Annotated in this window: 20 protein-coding genes and 1 riboswitch; of the genes, 12 read left to right on the top strand and 8 right to left on the bottom strand. The window is 69.2% G+C overall.

Features of this window, described 5'->3' with window-relative positions:
- The first annotated feature begins 9 nt into the window (after window positions 1–9).
- Complete coding sequence (gene aroQ / locus L632_RS0104805; protein ID WP_028711800.1) at window positions 10–444, top strand: type II 3-dehydroquinate dehydratase; 435 nt, start codon at window positions 10–12, stop codon at window positions 442–444.
- A 95-nt stretch (window positions 445–539) separates the two neighbouring features.
- Window positions 540–1,169, top strand: a complete 630-nt coding sequence (locus tag L632_RS24235; protein WP_028711799.1) for a hypothetical protein — start codon at window positions 540–542, stop codon at window positions 1,167–1,169.
- A 66-nt stretch (window positions 1,170–1,235) separates the two neighbouring features.
- On the opposite strand, the gene L632_RS0104795 is transcribed toward L632_RS24235, so the two are convergent.
- Window positions 1,236–1,838 carry an HAD family phosphatase gene (locus L632_RS0104795; RefSeq protein WP_028716429.1) on the bottom strand — a complete coding sequence of 201 codons (603 nt, stop codon included), beginning with the start codon at window positions 1,836–1,838 and terminating at the stop codon, window positions 1,236–1,238.
- 184 nt (window positions 1,839–2,022) lie between these two features.
- A riboswitch (TPP riboswitch) is annotated at window positions 2,023–2,126 on the top strand.
- A gap of 69 nt (window positions 2,127–2,195) precedes the next feature.
- Between L632_RS0104795 and thiD the strand changes: the two genes are divergently transcribed.
- Genes thiD through L632_RS0104745 form a run of 10 tightly spaced genes read left to right on the top strand, consistent with a single transcriptional unit; the run spans window position 2,196 to window position 9,669 of the window.
- The gene (thiD, locus tag L632_RS0104790) at window positions 2,196–3,023 is read left to right on the top strand and encodes a bifunctional hydroxymethylpyrimidine kinase/phosphomethylpyrimidine kinase (protein WP_028711797.1); all 828 of its coding nucleotides are present in this window, start codon (window positions 2,196–2,198) and stop codon (window positions 3,021–3,023) included.
- Complete coding sequence (locus L632_RS0104785; RefSeq protein WP_028711796.1) at window positions 3,020–3,997, top strand: FAD-dependent oxidoreductase; 978 nt, start codon at window positions 3,020–3,022, stop codon at window positions 3,995–3,997. Before thiD ends, L632_RS0104785 begins: the two co-directional genes overlap by 4 nt.
- A complete protein-coding gene (gene thiS / locus L632_RS0104780) occupies window positions 3,981–4,178 on the top strand; it encodes a sulfur carrier protein ThiS (protein ID WP_028711795.1) in 198 nt (65 codons plus the stop codon). The genes L632_RS0104785 and thiS overlap by 17 nt, the downstream gene beginning before the upstream one ends.
- 1 nt (window position 4,179) lies before the next feature.
- Window positions 4,180–4,944, top strand: a complete 765-nt coding sequence (locus tag L632_RS0104775; RefSeq protein ID WP_024842859.1) for a thiazole synthase — start codon at window positions 4,180–4,182, stop codon at window positions 4,942–4,944.
- Window positions 4,941–5,537, top strand: coding sequence for a thiamine phosphate synthase (locus tag L632_RS0104770; RefSeq protein WP_028711794.1), 597 nt, complete (start codon window positions 4,941–4,943; stop codon window positions 5,535–5,537). The genes L632_RS0104775 and L632_RS0104770 overlap by 4 nt, the downstream gene beginning before the upstream one ends.
- A complete protein-coding gene (locus L632_RS0104765; RefSeq protein WP_028711793.1) occupies window positions 5,534–6,511 on the top strand; it encodes a HesA/MoeB/ThiF family protein in 978 nt (325 codons plus the stop codon). Before L632_RS0104770 ends, L632_RS0104765 begins: the two co-directional genes overlap by 4 nt.
- Window positions 6,508–7,479, top strand: a complete 972-nt coding sequence (locus L632_RS0104760; RefSeq protein WP_028711792.1) for an ABC transporter substrate-binding protein — start codon at window positions 6,508–6,510, stop codon at window positions 7,477–7,479. Before L632_RS0104765 ends, L632_RS0104760 begins: the two co-directional genes overlap by 4 nt.
- Window positions 7,476–8,153: a TenA family protein gene (locus tag L632_RS0104755; RefSeq protein WP_028711791.1), complete on the top strand. Its 678-nt coding sequence runs from the start codon at window positions 7,476–7,478 to the stop codon at window positions 8,151–8,153. Before L632_RS0104760 ends, L632_RS0104755 begins: the two co-directional genes overlap by 4 nt.
- A complete protein-coding gene (locus L632_RS0104750; RefSeq protein WP_028711790.1) occupies window positions 8,150–8,941 on the top strand; it encodes an ABC transporter ATP-binding protein in 792 nt (263 codons plus the stop codon). Before L632_RS0104755 ends, L632_RS0104750 begins: the two co-directional genes overlap by 4 nt.
- A complete protein-coding gene (locus L632_RS0104745) occupies window positions 8,938–9,669 on the top strand; it encodes an ABC transporter permease (RefSeq protein WP_028711789.1) in 732 nt (243 codons plus the stop codon). Before L632_RS0104750 ends, L632_RS0104745 begins: the two co-directional genes overlap by 4 nt.
- Here L632_RS0104745 and mobA read toward each other — a convergent pair.
- The 7 genes from mobA to L632_RS0104710 form a co-directional block, all read right to left on the bottom strand.
- Entirely contained in the window at window positions 9,666–10,268 is a 603-nt protein-coding gene (gene mobA / locus L632_RS0104740; protein ID WP_028716428.1) for a molybdenum cofactor guanylyltransferase MobA, read from the bottom strand. The genes L632_RS0104745 and mobA overlap by 4 nt on opposite strands.
- The gene (locus tag L632_RS0104735; RefSeq protein WP_028716427.1) at window positions 10,265–10,873 is read right to left on the bottom strand and encodes a hypothetical protein; all 609 of its coding nucleotides are present in this window, start codon (window positions 10,871–10,873) and stop codon (window positions 10,265–10,267) included. The genes mobA and L632_RS0104735 overlap by 4 nt, the downstream gene beginning before the upstream one ends.
- A complete protein-coding gene (locus L632_RS0104730; protein WP_028716426.1) occupies window positions 10,870–11,688 on the bottom strand; it encodes an ABC transporter permease in 819 nt (272 codons plus the stop codon). Before L632_RS0104730 ends, L632_RS0104735 begins: the two co-directional genes overlap by 4 nt.
- Entirely contained in the window at window positions 11,685–12,404 is a 720-nt protein-coding gene (locus tag L632_RS0104725) for an ABC transporter ATP-binding protein (protein ID WP_028716425.1), read from the bottom strand. The genes L632_RS0104730 and L632_RS0104725 overlap by 4 nt, the downstream gene beginning before the upstream one ends.
- A gap of 36 nt (window positions 12,405–12,440) precedes the next feature.
- Entirely contained in the window at window positions 12,441–12,833 is a 393-nt protein-coding gene (locus L632_RS0104720) for a hypothetical protein (RefSeq protein ID WP_051416146.1), read from the bottom strand.
- A 206-nt stretch (window positions 12,834–13,039) separates the two neighbouring features.
- Window positions 13,040–14,011, bottom strand: a complete 972-nt coding sequence (locus L632_RS0104715; protein WP_036697314.1) for a YVTN family beta-propeller repeat protein — start codon at window positions 14,009–14,011, stop codon at window positions 13,040–13,042.
- 8 nt (window positions 14,012–14,019) lie between these two features.
- Entirely contained in the window at window positions 14,020–15,168 is a 1,149-nt protein-coding gene (locus L632_RS0104710; RefSeq protein ID WP_232215658.1) for an ABC transporter substrate-binding protein, read from the bottom strand.
- Window positions 15,169–15,301 lie beyond the last annotated feature (133 nt).

The following is a 15,301-nucleotide window of genomic DNA, read 5'->3' as shown; positions in this document are numbered from 1 at the left end:
GAGATTGCCATGCCCACCGTCTATGTCCTGAACGGCCCGAACCTGAACCTGCTGGGCCAGCGCCAGCCCGAGATCTATGGCAGCACCACGCTGGCTGACGTCGAGCGCGACTGCAAGGCGCTTGGGTCCGAGCTGGGGCTGGACATCGCCTTCCACCAGTCGAACCACGAGGGCGCGATCATCGACCTGATCCACGAGGCCCGGCGGTCGGCCCAGGCCATCGTCATCAACCCGGCCGCCTTCACCCATACCTCGGTGGCGATCCTCGATGCGCTGAACGCCTTCGACGGGCCGGTGATCGAGGTGCATATCTCGAACGTCCACAAGCGCGAGAGCTTCCGCCACCATTCCTATGTCAGCCTGCGCGCCGAGGGCGTGATCGCCGGTTTCGGGGTCAATGGCTACCTGCTGGCGCTGCGCCATGTGGCGAAGCTGGTGGGATAGGGGGGCGGTAGGGGTGAGCCCATTTCTGACGCTCGGAGCACCCCATCGAACCGCAATAGTATCTAGGTGCGTGCAATCTGCTAGACGGAAACGCGATGACGTTTGAGGACCGCATTCGTTCCCTGACAATGCCGCGCCGCGGTGCATATCCGCGTCCTTGGATGACCGATACGGATCCCGATCAGGTCAAGGTCCTGATCGTCGGGGCCAGTTCGGCAAAAACCTTTCATTGCGCTGACGTGGGAACCCACGATCAGTTTCTGGACGCGCTATGGAATCGCAATGGTCGATCCTGCAGGGAGATGTATGATGCGGCCACCACCAAACCGTCAAAGACACGACCCAACTTAGCCCGGCTCTCCAAGATGCTGGCCGAACGCGGGCTAACCTCAATGCAGACGAACATTTCTTGCGCCAGTGCGCGCTATGATGCTGATCTTTCGGATGAAGACCGCGCTCATGGCACCGAAATATTCAAGGCCGTGCTCGAACACGTGCCGTGGCGCGCAATGATCGTCTACGGTGTCGGCGCGTCCAAACAGTTTGGTCGCGCTTTTGGCATGGCAATGCCGCAGGTGCCGTCGCCAGATTCCGCGCCCGTGCAGGTGAGCTTCCGAGAGCGGACGGTGTTTATATCGCCGACGCTAGCGCCGCCGAGATACCGCACTTCCGTTTGGCCGTATCTGGAGCGGGTGGTGGGGATCATCGCAAGCACCGTTTTGTAGTCACACCGATATCGATCATTTAACAGCAGCTTTCCGCAAAGCAGACCTGCTACCTGCCGGCCCTCTTCAAATCACCCCGCGCCGCGCCAGGTCCCGGCCCAGCGCCTCGGCGCCGGTAAAGTGAATCCCGTCCATGCCCAGCGCGCGGGCGCCCTCGACATTGGCCGGGCTGTCGTCGACGAAGATGCAGTCCCCGGGCCGCAGCCCGTTGCGGTCCATCAGCAGCCGGAAGATCGCCGGGTCGGGTTTCAGCACGCCGACCTGGCCCGAGACCAGGATATCGGCGAAGATCGCACCCAGGCGGGGATGCAGCTCCAGCGCATGCGGCCAGGTCTCGGCCGACCAGTTGGTCAGCGCATAAAGCGGCACGTCTCGGGCCAGCAGCGCCTCGGCCACCGCCCAGCTGCCGGGCACGGTCTTTTCGATGGTGACGGGAAAGGCCGCCAGATAGCCCGCCAGGTGCCGCGCCTCGTCGCCATGCTCGGCGCGGGCGGCGGCCAGCCCCTCGGCAAAGCTGCGCCCGCCGTCCTGCATCCGGTTCCAGCCGGGAAAGTCGATGCGGGCCATCCAGGCCTCGGCCTCGGTCCGGCTGGTGAAGACATCCGCAAAGGCCAGGACCGGATCCCAGTCGATCAGCACCCCGCCCAGGTCGAAGATCACGCTTTTCATCGCATCCTTCCCTTTCCACCGGGCCCAGATCGGCCGGAATTCCGGGCGGTGTAAAGCCCGAAACCGCCGCAGGCCGCCCGCCATCTTGCCCGGCCAGGCGGACAGATGCGTGACACCCCGCGACGGACCGGCGGCGCTCGGCCCTTGCAAAGCGGGACGCCGGGGCCTAGTGTCGCGCGAAAGACTCATACACTTGGGGAGCCCCGCACGGGGCTGAGAGGTGCCGGGCACCGACCCATCGAACCTGATCCGGGTCATGCCGGCGTAGGGAAGGGTAGAGTGATGCGGCCCCGCAATTCCCGGTCCGCCACCCATCCGCCCCACGTCCCCATGCCCGGCCAAAACGAAAGGCGGGCCATGTCGGGATTGCAGCCCCATCCCATCGCGCTGACCATCGCCGGCTCGGACAGCGGCGGCGGCGCCGGGATCCAGGCCGACCTGAAAAGCTTCTCGGCCCTCGGGGTCTATGGCGCCTCTGTGATCACGGCGATCACCGCGCAGAACACCCGCACCGTCGCTGCGGTCGAGCCGGTCAGCCCCGCCATGGTCGCGGCGCAGATCGACGCGGTTTTCGGCGATCTCGAGGTGCGCGCGGTCAAGATCGGCATGGTCGGCGGCGCAGATGTGATCACAGTCGTCGCCGACCGGCTGGCGGCGCTGCTGGCGGACAATCCGGTGCCGGTGGTGCTGGACCCGGTGATGGTGGCGAAATCCGGCGACGCGCTTCTGCCGGACGATGCCGTCTCGGCGCTGCGCGAGCAACTGATCCCGCTGGCGACGGTGCTGACCCCGAACCTGCCCGAGGCGGCGCGGCTTCTGGGTCGCCCCGCCGCCGCGACGCCCGAGGAAATGCGCGAGCAGGGCGAGGCGCTGCGCGCCCTGGGCGCCGACCATGTGCTGATGAAGGGCGGCCATGCCAGCGAGGACGCCTGTACCGACCTTCTGGTCGGGCCGCAGCCGCTGGTCCTGACGGCCCCGCGCCAGCAGACGCCCAACACCCACGGCACCGGCTGCTCGCTGTCCTCGGCCATCGCGGCGGGGCTGGCCCAGGGCATGGCGGTGCCCGATGCCGTGACCCGCGCCCATGGCTGGCTGCAAGGCGCCATCGCCGCCGCCGATGAGCTGGCGGTGGGGCTGGGCCACGGCCCGGTGCATCATTTCCACGCGCTCTGGAGACGGACATGACCGCGATCACCATCCTGGGCGCCGGGGTGATGGGGCTGTGCATCGCCACCGAACTGGCGGCGCGCGGCACTCTGCCCCGGATCATCGACCCGGCCGGCAAGCCCGGCGCGCAGGCCTGCAGCTGGCGCGCCGGCGGCATGCTGGCGCCCTATTGCGAGGCCGAAAGCGCCGAGCCGGCGGTGCTGCGCCTCGGCCTTGACGCCGCCGACTGGTGGCAGGCGAATGGCGCCGAGGTCATCCGGCGCGGCACGCTGGTCCTCGCCCCCTCACGGGACCGGGCGGAACTCGACCGCTTCGCCCGGCTGACCCAGGCGCATCAGCCGGTGAGTGCCGAGGAGATCGCCGCGCTGGAGCCGGAACTGTCCGGGCGCTTCCCGCGCGGGCTGCATTTCGCCACCGAGGCGCATCTGAACCCGCGCGCCGCGCTGCTGGCCCTGCGCGACCGGCTGGAGGCGCAGGGCGTCGCCATCGAGACCGAGGGCACGCCCGCCGGCCTGATCGTCGATGCGCGCGGGCTGGCGGCCCGCGACCAGCTTCCCGACCTGCGCGGCGTGCGCGGCGAAATGCTGGTGATCCGCTGCCCGGAAGTGACGCTGACCCGCACCATCCGCCTGCTGCATCCGCGCATCCCCCTGTATCTCGTGCCGCGCGGCGAGGGCGTCTACATGATCGGCGCCACGATGCTGGAAACCGGCGGCAAGTATCGCGTCACCGCGCGCTCGGCCGTCGAGATGCTGTCGGCCGCCTATGCCCTGCATCCCGGCTTCGCCGAGGCCGAGATCCTGGAGCTTGGCTCGGATGCGCGGCCCGCCTTTCCCGACAACCTGCCCCGCCTGCGCCGGCGCGGCGGCACGCTTTACGCAAACGGCCTTTACCGCCACGGCTATCTTCTGGCCCCCGCCGTGGCCCGCATGGCCGCCGATTACCTTCTCGAGGGCCGGAAACCGGAGTTCATGGATGAAGATCACCCTTAACGGAGAGGCGCGCGACCTGACCGGCCCGACCGTGCAGGATGCGCTGGCCGAGATCGGATTGGGCGCGGCCAAGGTGGCGACGGCGCTGAACGGCGCTTTCCTGCCCGCCGCCGCCCGGCCCGCAACCACGCTGAAGGATGGCGACGCGCTGGAAGTCGTGGCGCCGATGCAGGGGGGCTGAGATGCCGGTCTTTTACGGAACCGAAGTCGCAAGCCCGCTGATGCTGGGCACGGCGCAATACCCCTCGCCCGCGATCATGGCCGAGGCGTTCCGCGCCTCGCGCGCCGGCATCGCCACCGTCAGCCTGCGGCGCGAAGGCGGCGAGGGCCAGGATTTCCACCGCCTGATCAAGGAGCTGGGCATCCCCGTCCTGCCCAATACCGCCGGCTGCCATTCGGTGCGCGAGGCGGTGACGACCGCGCAGATGGCGCGCGAGCTGTTCGAGACGCCCTGGATCAAGCTGGAAGTGATCCGCGACGACGACACGCTTTGCCCCGACGTGATCGCGCTGGTCGAGGCGGCGCGGCTGCTGTCCGAGGACGGCTTCCAGGTCTTTCCCTATTGCACCGAGGACCTGTCGGTCTGCGGCCGGCTGCTCGATGCGGGCTGCCAGGTGCTGATGCCCTGGGGCGCGCCCATCGGCTCGGGCCGGGGGCTGAACAATCCTTACGGGCTGCGCAGCCTCAGGGCGCATTTCCCCGATGTGCCGCTGGTGGTGGATGCCGGCATCGGCCTGCCCAGCCACGCGGCGCAGGCGATGGAGCTGGGTTATGACGCGGTGCTGCTGAACACCGCGGTCGCCAAGGCCGGCGATCCGGTGGCCATGGCCCGCGCCATGGCGCTGGCGATCGAGGCCGGGCAGCTGGCGCATGGCGCGAACCCGATCGAGGCCCGCGACATGGCCGCGCCTTCCACCCCCCTCTTCGGCATGGCGGTGCTGGGATGAGATTGCCGCGCTTCTACCCGATCTTCGACAGCAGCGACTGGCTGCGCCGCGCCCTGCCTCTGGGCGTGAAACTGGTGCAGATCCGCATCAAGGACCAGCCCCCCGCCCGGCTCTTGGGCGAGCTGGCGCTGTGCCAGGAGCTGTGCCGCGAACATCGCGCCACGCTGGTCGTCAATGACCACTGGCAGGCCGCCATCGACCTGGGCTGCGACTTCATCCACCTGGGGCAGGAGGATCTGGATACCGCCGACATTCCGGCGATCCGCAAGGCCGGGCTGCGGCTGGGCGTCTCGACCCACGACCATGCCGAACTGGACCGGGCGCTGGCGCTCAGGCCCGATTACGTCGCGCTGGGACCGGTCTGGCCGACGATCCTGAAGAAGATGAAATGGGAACAGCAGGGGCTGGACCGGGTGCGGGAATGGCGCAAGCTGGTCGGCGCGACGCCGCTGGTCGCCATCGGCGGCGTCACCCCGGACCGTGCGCGCGAGGCTTTCGCCGCCGGCGCCGACCTGGCCTCTGCCGTGACCGACATCACGCTCAACCCCGACCCCGAGGGCCGCATCCGCGAATGGCTGCGGGTGGCGGCATGAACCGCTATGTCCGCCAGATGGTCCTGCCCGAGGTCGGCGCCGAGGGGCAGGAGCGCATCGGCGCCGCCCATGCGCTGGTCGTCGGCGCGGGCGGGCTGGGCGTGCCGGTGCTGCAATACCTGGCCGGCAGCGGCATCGGCCGCATCACCCTGATCGATCCCGACACGGTCGAGGAGACCAACCTGCACCGGCAGCCGCTCTACCGCATGAAGGATATCGGCCAGCCCAAGGTCCGCGCCGCCGCGCAGGCCGTGGCCCGGCTGAACCCTGCGGTGGAGATCGAGGCGCTGGCGGACCGGCTGACCCCCCTGAACGCGCCGGCGCTGGTGGCGGCGGCTGATGTGGTGCTGGATTGCGCCGACAGCTATGCCGCCAGCTACACGCTCTCGGACGCCTGCCTGGCGGCAGGCAAGCCGCTGATCTCGGCCTCGGCGCTGGGGCTTGCGGGCTATGTCGGCGGCTTCTGCGGCGACAAGCGGCAGGGGGGCGCCCCCAGCCTGCGCGCCCTGTTCCCCGACCCGCCCGACAGCGGCCAGACCTGCGCCACCGCCGGCGTGCTGGGCCCGGTGGTCGGCATGCTGGGCTGCATCCAGGCGCAGATGGCGCTGCGGCTGCTTCTGGGCACGACGCCCTCGCCGCTGGGCGAGTTCATCCGCTTCGAGAACGGCCGCTTCACCCAGTTCCGCTTCGACGCCGCGCCCGAGGCGACCGGCCCGCGCTTCATCGCCCGCGAGGAGATCCGCGAGGACGATCTGGTCATCGACCTGCGCCCCGAGGAGGAGGCGCCGCGCAAGGCCACGCCGGACGCGTTGCGCATCCCCGGCTACGGCACCACCGGCCCGCTGCCCGACCCCGGCCAGCGCGCGGTGCTGGCCTGCCGTTCCGGCCTGCGCTCCTGGCGTGCCGCCGACGCCCTTTCGCGCCGCTGGGACGGCGAAATCACCCTTCTTGCCCTTGGAGACGACGATCGATGAAACATCTGACCCTTGCCGCCGCCTTCGCCCTGCTGGCCCAGCCCGTTCTGGCCCAGGACAAGGTCACGCTGATCCTGGACTGGTTCGTGAACCCCGACCACGCCCCGATCATCGTCGCCCAGGAAAAGGGCTTCTTCGCCGAGGAGGGGCTGGAGGTCGAGGTCGTCGCCCCCGCGGATCCCGCCGACCCGCCGAAACTGGTCGCCGCCGGCAAGGCCGATTACGCCATCAGCTACCAGCCGCAGCTGCACCTGCAGGTGCATGAGGGCCTGCCGCTCAAGCGCGTCGGCACGCTGGTCGCGACGCCGCTGAACTGCCTGATGGTGAAGGCCGACGGCCCGGTGCAGACGCTCGAGGATCTCAAGGGCAAGAAGATCGGCTATTCGGTCTCGGGCGTGGAAAGCGCGCTGGTGCAGGCCATCCTGGCCCATGCCGGGCTGACCACCGGCGATGTCGAGATGATCAACGTCAACTGGTCGCTGTCGCCGGCGCTGATCGCCGGCCAGGTCGATGCCACCATCGGCGCCTATCGCAATTTCGAGCTGACGCAGATGCGGCTGGAAGGCGCCGAGGGCCGCTGCTTCTTCGTCGAGGAAAGCGGCGTGCCGACCTATGACGAGCTGATCTTCGTCGCCAATCCGGCCAATCTGGACCTGGACCGCACCCGCCGCCTGCTGCACGCGGTCGAGCGCGGCGCGCAATATCTGGTCAACCACCCCGAGGAAAGCTGGCAGCTGTTCTCGGCCACCGCGCCCGACCTCAAGGACGAGCTGAACGCCGAGGCCTGGAAGGAGACGCTGCCGCGCTTCTCGCAATCGCCGGCGGCGCTGGACCAGGGCCGCTATGCCCGGTTCGAGCAATTCCTGCACGAGGCCGGGCTGGTCGACAGCGTGCTGCCGGTCTCGGACCTGGCCCTGGACGTGGGGGCGGCAGACGCGGAAGCGGCAGACGTGGGGGCGGCGGAATGAGCGTCGCCTATGGCCATGCCTTCGCGGCCTGGCGGGCCGCGGCGCAGCCCGACTGGGACGCCTATACCCGGCACCCCTTCGTCGAGGGTCTGCGCGACGGCACCCTGCCGCAATCCTGCTTCCTGACCTATCTGGTGCAGGATTACCTGTTCCTCAAGAACTTCTCGCGCGCCTGGGCGCTGGCGGTGGTCAAGGCCGGCGACCTGGACGAGATGCGGGCCTGTTCCGCCACGGTCCACACGCTGCTGGACCACGAGATGGGCCTGCATGTGCAGACCTGCGCCCGCGCCGGCCTGGGCCCCGAGGTGCTGACCGATACGCCCGAGGCGGTGACCAATATCGCCTATACCCGCTATGTGCTGGAAGCCGGCTATTCGGGCGATTTCCTCGACCTGCTGGCGGCGCTGATGCCCTGCGTGCTGGGCTATGGCGAGATCGGGCTGCGGCTGGCCCAGGAAGCGGCGCCCGACACACCCTATCGCGAATGGATCGACACCTATGCCGGCGCCGAATACCAGGCCGCCTGCGTCTCGGCCGGCGCGCTTCTGGACAGCGCCATCCGCAAGCGGCTGGGCGCGGCGCCCCAGGAAAGCCCCCGCTGGGCCGCCCTGTCGGATCGCTTCGCCACCGCCACCCGGCTCGAAGTCGCCTTCTGGGAGCTGGGCGGCGCATGACCGCGGCGGCCTCGGTCCGCGGCCGCGCCTGGGTCGGCGAGGCGCCGCTCTTCGCCCCCGTCGAGCTGCGGCTGGAAGGCGCGGGCTGGACCTGCCTGCTCGGCCCTTCGGGCGTCGGAAAGTCCACCATCCTGCGGCTGATCGCCGGGCTGGAGACCGGCGCGCGTTTCCAGGGCGAGGTGACGCGCGACCAGCCCGTGGCGCTGATGGCCCAGGACCCCGGGCTGATTCCCTGGCTCGACGTGACCGGCAATGTCACCCTGGGCGCCCGGCTGCGCGGCGGCCTGCAGGGTTCTTTCTTGTCCAAATATCCCGGGGGACGCCGCAGCGGCCCCGTCAAGGGGCCGCTGCGGCGGGGGGCAGAGCCCCCTGCCGACCCCGCCGCCCGCGCGGCCTCGCTGATCGAAGCGGTGGGCCTGACCGACCGCGCCCATCACCTGCCCGCCAACCTGTCCGGCGGCCAGCGCCAGCGCGTGGCCCTGGCCCGCACCCTGTTCGAGGACCGGCCGCTGGTACTGCTCGACGAGCCCTTCTCGGCGCTCGACGCCCGCACCCGGGCGCAGATGCAGGACCTGGCGGCAAGGCTGCTGGAAGGCCGAACGGTGCTGCTGGTCACCCACGACCCGGCCGAGGCGGCGCGGCTGGGCGACCGCATCCTGCTGCTGCGCGAACAGGGGCTCAGCGAATGGTCCGTCCCCGCGCCGCGCCCGAAAGCCGCCGCCCGGCCCTATGACGCACCCGAGGTGCTGGCGCTGCAGGCCGAGCTGATGCGGGGGATGATGGCATGAAGACCGTCGCCGCACTGATCCTGACCGTGCTGGCGTTGTGGCAGGGCGTCATCTGGCTGGCGGGCATGCCGCCCTTCCTGCTGCCCTCGCCCGCGGCGGTGGCCGAGGCGCTGTGGCTGAACCGGGCCGAGATCGCCCGCCATGCCGGCTTCACCCTGACCGAGGTGGTGCTGGGCTTCGCGCTCGGCTCGGCGCTCGGCGCGGCGCTCGCCGTGGCGATGGGATTTTCGCACAGGCTGACCGGCGTGCTGCGGCCGATCCTGACCTTCAGCCAGACCATCCCGGTCTTTGCCCTGGCGCCGATCCTGACCCTGTGGCTGGGCTTCGGCATGGCGCCCAAGATCGCCATGACGGTGCTGATCGTGTTCTTCCCGGTGGCCAGCGCTTTCCTGGACGGGCTGATGCGCACGCCGCAGGCGGCGCTGGACCTGGCGCAGGTCATGGGCGCCGGCCGCATCCGCATCATGCGCCACCTGCGCATCCCGGCGGCGCTGCCCAGCCTGGCCACCGGGCTGCGGCTGGCGGCGGTCTATGCGCCCATCGGCGCGGTGATCGGCGAATGGGTCGGCGGCGCGCGCGGCCTGGGGGCGCTGATGATCCATGCCAACGGCCGGATGAAGACCGACCTGGTCTTTGCCGCGCTGCTGGTGCTGTCGGTGATGACGGTGATCTTCGCCAGGGTGGTGGCCATGGCGCTGCATCGGCTCTGGCGGCGATACGGCGCCTAGACCAGCCGGGCGGCGCGGGCCAGGTCCTCGGGCGTGTTCAGGTTCAGGAACGGGTCGACGGGGCGGCTGTCGAACACCGCCCGCCCCGGATCATAGGCGGCCGCGAACTGGCCGATGCGGTGCAGGCCGGATTCCAATGCCTCGCGCAGCTCGCCGCGCAGGGCCACGGGCCAGAGCGCGCAGGTCGGGTGATCGCGCAGCCGCCCGCTTTCGTCGGGGCTGGCGGCGATGGCAAGGCCGCTGCGCCCCCGGGCCTCGCGCAGGCGATGCACCAGATCCTCGGGCAGGAAGGGCGTGTCGACGCTGACGCTGACCACGCTCCCGGCCCCCTCGCCCGCCGCCCAGTCCATGCCGGCCAGAACGCCCGCCAGCGGCCCGGCAAAGCCCGCAAAGCCGTCCGCGATCACCGGCAGGCCGTATGCGGCGAATTGTTCCGGATCGCCATTGGCATTGATCGCCAGCCCGCCGCATTGCGGGCGAAGCCGGGCGATCACCCGCGCCAGCAAAGTCTCGCCCGCCAGCATCCGCAGCGCCTTGTTGCCGCCGCCCATGCGGGTGGACAGGCCCCCGGCCAGGATGACGGCGGGCAGCAGGGTCATTTCAGCCCCGCCGCGATGGCGCGGGCCAGGCCAAAGACCCGCTGCTCCAGGATCACCGGCGTCTCGCAGACATAGGTCAGGGCCTGCTGGCGGTCCTGGAAGATGCGCATGTCCCAGTCGAGCTGCTCTTCCTCGGCGTCGATGGCGTCGAAATCGGGCGTCTCGGCCTTTTGCATCTCTTCCATCTTCCTGCGGTGATCCTCGATCCTTTGTGCCAGATCGACCTGCTTGTGGCCATAGCGCGCGATCCCCGCGATCAGCGCGGCGCGATGCGGGTCGATCCGGTCGAAGATCGCCACCATCAGCGCGGTCAGCTGGGTGTTGCCTGCGCCCTTGGCGAATTCGGCGATCTCGGCCTCGGCCTCGGCCAGTGGCAGGCGGCGCTGTTCCAGCCGGTCGGCCAGCGCCGCGATCTCGGGCGTGCGGGCCAGCTCGCGCACGGCCTCGTCCGGCTCGGGCCCGGACCACATCTGTCCCAGCGACAGATGCGGCTGCTTGCGCTGCACGCAGGGCCAGTCGGGATCGGCGCCGCTTTCCGCCTGCGCGGCGGTTGCGGTCGTCATTGCGGTCGCGGCAAGACAAAACGCCAGAACCAGGTATCTCATGCTCCCCCCTTTCGCCGGGCCCAGAGCCCCTTGGCCGGATCATACATGAACACGGCCCCTGCAAAGAACAGGATCAGGCAACCCGACACCACCGAGAAGGACAGAAGATCGAAGCGCGCGTAAAGGGCAAAGCGGATCAACTCAACCGCATGGGTGAAGGGATTGGCCGCGCAGATGTCGTGCAGCAGCGGCGAGCTTTCGTTCATCCGCCACAGCGGGTAAAGCGCGCTGGAGGCGAAGAACATCGGGAAGATGACGAAATTCATCACCCCGGCGAAGTTTTCCAGCTGCCGGATGGCCGAGGAGAGGAACAGCCCCATCGCCCCCAGCATCAGCCCCGAGAGCATCAGCGCCGGCAGCACGGCCAGATAGCCGACGGGCGGCGGCTCGATCCCCCAGAACCAGGCGATGGCCAGGAAGGCATAGACCTGGATGATCGAGACGATCACCCCCGCCACCAGCTTGCTGGCCAAAAGGAACCAGCGCGGAAACGGGCTGACGAGCAGGGTGCGCATCGCCCCGGTCTCGCGGTCGTAGACCATCGACAGCGAGGACTGCATGCCGTTGAACAGCTGGATCATCGCGCAAAGGCCCGGGGTCACATAGACCTCGTAAAGCACATAGGTCTGGTAGGGCGGCGTGATCGACAGGCCCAGCACGGCGCGGAAGCCGGCGGCAAAGATGAACAGCCAGACCAGGGGCCGGACCAGAGCCGCAAGAAAGCGGCCGCGCTGGTTGACGAAGCGCAAGGTCTCGCGCCGGGCGATGCCCAGGAAGGCGGTCAGCCACATGCGCGGGGTCAGGCGGTGGCTCATGCCTCCTCTCCGGTCAGGCGCAGGAAGGTGGCGGTCAGGTCGTCGCCGCCGATGGCGCCGGCATTGCCGCGGGCCAGCACCTCGCCCCGGTGCAGGATGACCAGCCCGTCCTCGGGCCGGATCTCGTCGAGGATATGCGTGGCCCAAAGCGCCGAGACACCGCCACGGGTCAGTTCGCGGGTCAGCGCCACCACCTCGGCGCGGGATTTCACGTCAAGCCCGACGGTCGGCTCGTCCAGAAGCAGGATCTCGGGGCGGTGGATCAGGGCGCGGGCGATCTCGGCCCGGCGGCTCTGGCCGCCCGACAGCGCCGAGACCCGCGTGTCCAGCCGGTCCGACAGGCCGACCTGCGCCAGCACCTCGGCGGCGCGCGCTTGCGCCTCGCGCCGCGGGATGCCGTGCAGCGCGGCGTGATAGTCCAGGTTCTGCGCCACGGTCAGGTCGGCATCCAGCGCCCGGGACTGGAACACCACCCCCAGCCGCGCCAGCGCCGCGCCCGGCTCGCGCCGCAGGTCGTGGCCGGCGACCTCGATCCGGCCCGAGGTGTTGTCGTAAAGCCGGGTGATCAGCGAGAACAGCGTGGTCTTGCCGGCGCCGTTCACCCCCAGCAGCGCGGTGAAGCCGCCGCGCGGCACGGTCAGAGACACGTCCTTCAGCGCAGGGACGCGGCCGAAACTGTGGCTGACATGCTGGATGGAAAGCGCGTCCTGCGGCATCTGGCCGAGGCGGAGCCGGGGCTCCGCCCCTCCTGCTTACTGGATGTTGAACACCGCCTGCTGGGTTTCGCCCTGCGAGCCGGGGATCGACAGCGTATAGCGGCCCGGAACGATGGCGATGAAGCTGAGCGTCGCGGTGCCGGCATCGTCGAATTCCAGCGAATGCACGCCCATCGGCCGGATCTCGATATCGTTGATCACCACCTCGTTGATCCAGATGGCGCGGAAGAAATCGCCGCCCGACAGCGCCAGTTCCTGGCTGCCGTCCGCGTTGATGTCGATGCGGTAGAAGCCGCCCGATTTCAGCTTGTATTCCGCCGTCGCGACCGGCTGGCCCGAGGCCAGCGTCAGCGGCGCCAGATCGGTGCGGTTGTCGCGCGCCATGATCCCCGAGAAGCCGTAGTCGAACTTGGCCCCCGCCTCGTGCACGCCTCCGGCGGCACCGGCCGCTTCGCCGCCATCATCATCGTCGTCATCGTCATCCTGCTCGGCCGCGGCCGCGCCGTCGGTTGCGGCACCGGCATCTGCGCCGGCATCGGGCGCGGTTTCCTGCGCCGCGGCGGGGGCGGCCAGCCCTGCCATGAGCAGCAGGATGGTCAGCAAACGGGTCATGGTTCTTCCTCCCTCTTAACCTGTCAGTTGGGCGCGACCACCACGCCCCAGGGCTGCTGGCCCACGGGCACGGATTTGACGACCTTCAGCGCCGCCACGTCGATCACCGAAACATCGTTGGAATTGCCGTTCGTGGTGAACAGGTATTTCTCGTCCGGCGTGAAGGCCATCTGCCAGACGCGCTGGCCGACCAGCAGATATTCCTGGACCTCGTCGGTCTCGCCGTCGATCACCGCGACGCGGTTGGCCGGGCCCAGGGCGACGAAGACCTTGCTGCCGTCGCCGGTGACGCGCACGCCGACCGGCTGGATCGCCTCGGGCAGCACGCCGGGGATCTCGAAGCTGATCTTCTTGGTGATCTCCTGCGTCGCCGGATCGATCACGCTGACCGTGCCGCCGATTTCCGAACTGACGTAAAGCTTGGTCCCGGCATCGTTGAACTGCGCGAAGCGCGGGCGGGAATCCACCAGCACATTGGCGAAGATCTCGAAGCTTTCGCTGTCGATGAAATGCGCCATGTTGGTGGTTTCCGATGTGTTGATGACCACCTTGCCGTCGGGGCTGACGCCCATGCCCTCGGGCTCGACGCCGACCGGGATCTCGGCCAGGACCTTGTGGGTCTGGGTGTCGACCACGGTCACCAGGTTGTCGTCCTCGTTCGCGATATAGAGCGGATTGCCCGAGGGGTGCAGCACGAACAGCTCGGGGTCGGGACCCGAGGGCAAGGTATGCATCTCTTCCATGGTCTCGGGGTTGAAGACCCGCACCAGGTCGTCGTCCGAGGCGCAGACGTAAAGCTCCTTCCCGTCCGGGCTGATGGTGATGCCGCGCGGGCGGGCGCCGACCGGATAGGTGCCGATCACCTCCAGCGTCTCGCTGTCCAGCACGGTGACGTCATTGCCCTTTTCATTGCTGACGAACACCCGGTTGGCGGCGGCCGGCAGGGCGAAACCCAGGCACAGGGCCGAGGTCAGGATGGCGGTTGCAGCTTTCATCGTTCACCTCAGAACTTGCATTCGGTTTCGGGCCGGTCGATGCCCAGCGAATCCAGCGCCGAGCTTTGGTGCAGATACTGGTCCTGCGGGCTGACCGAAGCGGTCACGGAAGGCGTCGCCAGCAGGATCGGCTGGCGCAGCTGGTGGTCCCAGTCGCGGATCGTCAGCTTCTGGCCCTTGAAGCCCGCCACCTCGAAATTCTCGGACAGCACGAACTCCTTCAGCGTGGCGGGGTCGGTGCTTTGCGTCCGGGTCGCCGCCTCGCCGATCATGCGCAGCGCCACCCAGGTCTGGTAATCCTCCTCGCGGATCGGGCGGTTGGCGAGCTTCTCGAAGCGGTTCTGGAACTGCGTCGCGCCCCAAGCCTCCAGCGAGGGGGCCCAGCTGCGCGGCACCAGCCCGGCCGAGCCGGCGACCGGGCGCGGGTCCCATGTCGCATAGGGCAGCCAGTTGGCGAAGACGTCGTTCTCGTCCGCAGCGATCAGCACGTCATGGGCCGGCGCGCGCTGGGTAAAGACCGGCATCTGCTGTTGGACCTGCACATGGCCGCTGTCGCTGCGCCGGCTGCCACCGGTATCCTCATAGGTGCGCTCCTCGACGATCCGGGCGCCGAACTTGGCGGCGGCGCGGCGATAGGCATCGGCCAGGGCCACGTCCTCGGGATGGCTGCCGGCGATCAGGAACCAGTTCGGCCATTTCTTCCACATCAGGAACTGCGCCAGCGCATCGGCCAGCATGGCATGGCTGGGCGCGGCATGGATCACGTTGAAGCGGCAGTCCTTGCCGCGCAGGTTGTCGCCGCGCGCCAGCGCGTTCAGCACCAGCGCCCGGTCCCCGGCCTGATCGGCCAGCGCCAGCGTCTCGGCATCGCCGGCCAGCGTGACGATGAAGGGGATGCCCTCGGCCAGCAGCTTGTCCATCTCGGCCGGGGCGGTCTCGGGGGTGGCGGTGACCTCCAGCGCCTCGAAATCCTGGCCCATGAAACGGCCGGTGGTGTCGTTGTCCTCGATCGCCAGCCGCGCCCCGGCAAAGCCCAGATCCCCGGGCGGCGCATCCAGCCGCGAGATCGGTGGCAGGCGCGGCACGTCCACCCGCAGCACCGCGGCGCGCACCGTCTGCGGCTGCGCGGAATCTTGCGCGAGGGCCGGGCCTGCCATGGACAACCCAGCCAAAAGTATGATGATTCTGCCTTTCATGGCCGTCCTCCCCCCGGCATCATGCCGGGTCGATCCGCCCGCGCCAACCCGGCAAATGCCCCGGATGCGACCGGGGAAAATCACCCTATACCTT

The organism is Paracoccus sp. J39 (assembly GCF_000518925.1).
In the GTDB taxonomy this organism is placed as follows: Bacteria; Pseudomonadota; Alphaproteobacteria; order Rhodobacterales; family Rhodobacteraceae; genus Paracoccus.
This window is presented reverse-complemented; position numbering and strand designations above follow the sequence as displayed.

Bases quoted from the DNA above. Each gene is read 5' to 3' on its own strand.
- L632_RS24235 (WP_028711799.1), top strand. From the start codon at position 540: ATGACGTTTGAGGACCGCATTCGTTCCCTGACAATGCCGCGCCGCGGT.
- mobA (WP_028716428.1), bottom strand. From the start codon at position 10,268: ATGACCCTGCTGCCCGCCGTCATCCTGGCCGGGGGCCTGTCCACCCGC.
- L632_RS0104750 (WP_028711790.1), top strand. From the start codon at position 8,150: ATGACCGCGGCGGCCTCGGTCCGCGGCCGCGCCTGGGTCGGCGAGGCG.
- L632_RS0104770 (WP_028711794.1), top strand. From the start codon at position 4,941: ATGAGATTGCCGCGCTTCTACCCGATCTTCGACAGCAGCGACTGGCTG.
- thiS (WP_028711795.1), top strand. From the start codon at position 3,981: ATGAAGATCACCCTTAACGGAGAGGCGCGCGACCTGACCGGCCCGACC.
- L632_RS0104710 (WP_232215658.1), bottom strand. From the start codon at position 15,168: ATGGCAGGCCCGGCCCTCGCGCAAGATTCCGCGCAGCCGCAGACGGTG.
- L632_RS0104730 (WP_028716426.1), bottom strand. From the start codon at position 11,688: ATGAGCCACCGCCTGACCCCGCGCATGTGGCTGACCGCCTTCCTGGGC.
- L632_RS0104725 (WP_028716425.1), bottom strand. From the start codon at position 12,404: ATGCCGCAGGACGCGCTTTCCATCCAGCATGTCAGCCACAGTTTCGGC.
- L632_RS0104765 (WP_028711793.1), top strand. From the start codon at position 5,534: ATGAACCGCTATGTCCGCCAGATGGTCCTGCCCGAGGTCGGCGCCGAG.
- L632_RS0104760 (WP_028711792.1), top strand. From the start codon at position 6,508: ATGAAACATCTGACCCTTGCCGCCGCCTTCGCCCTGCTGGCCCAGCCC.
- L632_RS0104795 (WP_028716429.1), bottom strand. From the start codon at position 1,838: ATGAAAAGCGTGATCTTCGACCTGGGCGGGGTGCTGATCGACTGGGAT.
- L632_RS0104755 (WP_028711791.1), top strand. From the start codon at position 7,476: ATGAGCGTCGCCTATGGCCATGCCTTCGCGGCCTGGCGGGCCGCGGCG.
- L632_RS0104715 (WP_036697314.1), bottom strand. From the start codon at position 14,011: ATGAAAGCTGCAACCGCCATCCTGACCTCGGCCCTGTGCCTGGGTTTC.
- aroQ (WP_028711800.1), top strand. From the start codon at position 10: ATGCCCACCGTCTATGTCCTGAACGGCCCGAACCTGAACCTGCTGGGC.
- L632_RS0104785 (WP_028711796.1), top strand. From the start codon at position 3,020: ATGACCGCGATCACCATCCTGGGCGCCGGGGTGATGGGGCTGTGCATC.
- L632_RS0104775 (WP_024842859.1), top strand. From the start codon at position 4,180: ATGCCGGTCTTTTACGGAACCGAAGTCGCAAGCCCGCTGATGCTGGGC.
- L632_RS0104735 (WP_028716427.1), bottom strand. From the start codon at position 10,873: ATGAGATACCTGGTTCTGGCGTTTTGTCTTGCCGCGACCGCAATGACG.
- thiD (WP_028711797.1), top strand. From the start codon at position 2,196: ATGTCGGGATTGCAGCCCCATCCCATCGCGCTGACCATCGCCGGCTCG.
- L632_RS0104745 (WP_028711789.1), top strand. From the start codon at position 8,938: ATGAAGACCGTCGCCGCACTGATCCTGACCGTGCTGGCGTTGTGGCAG.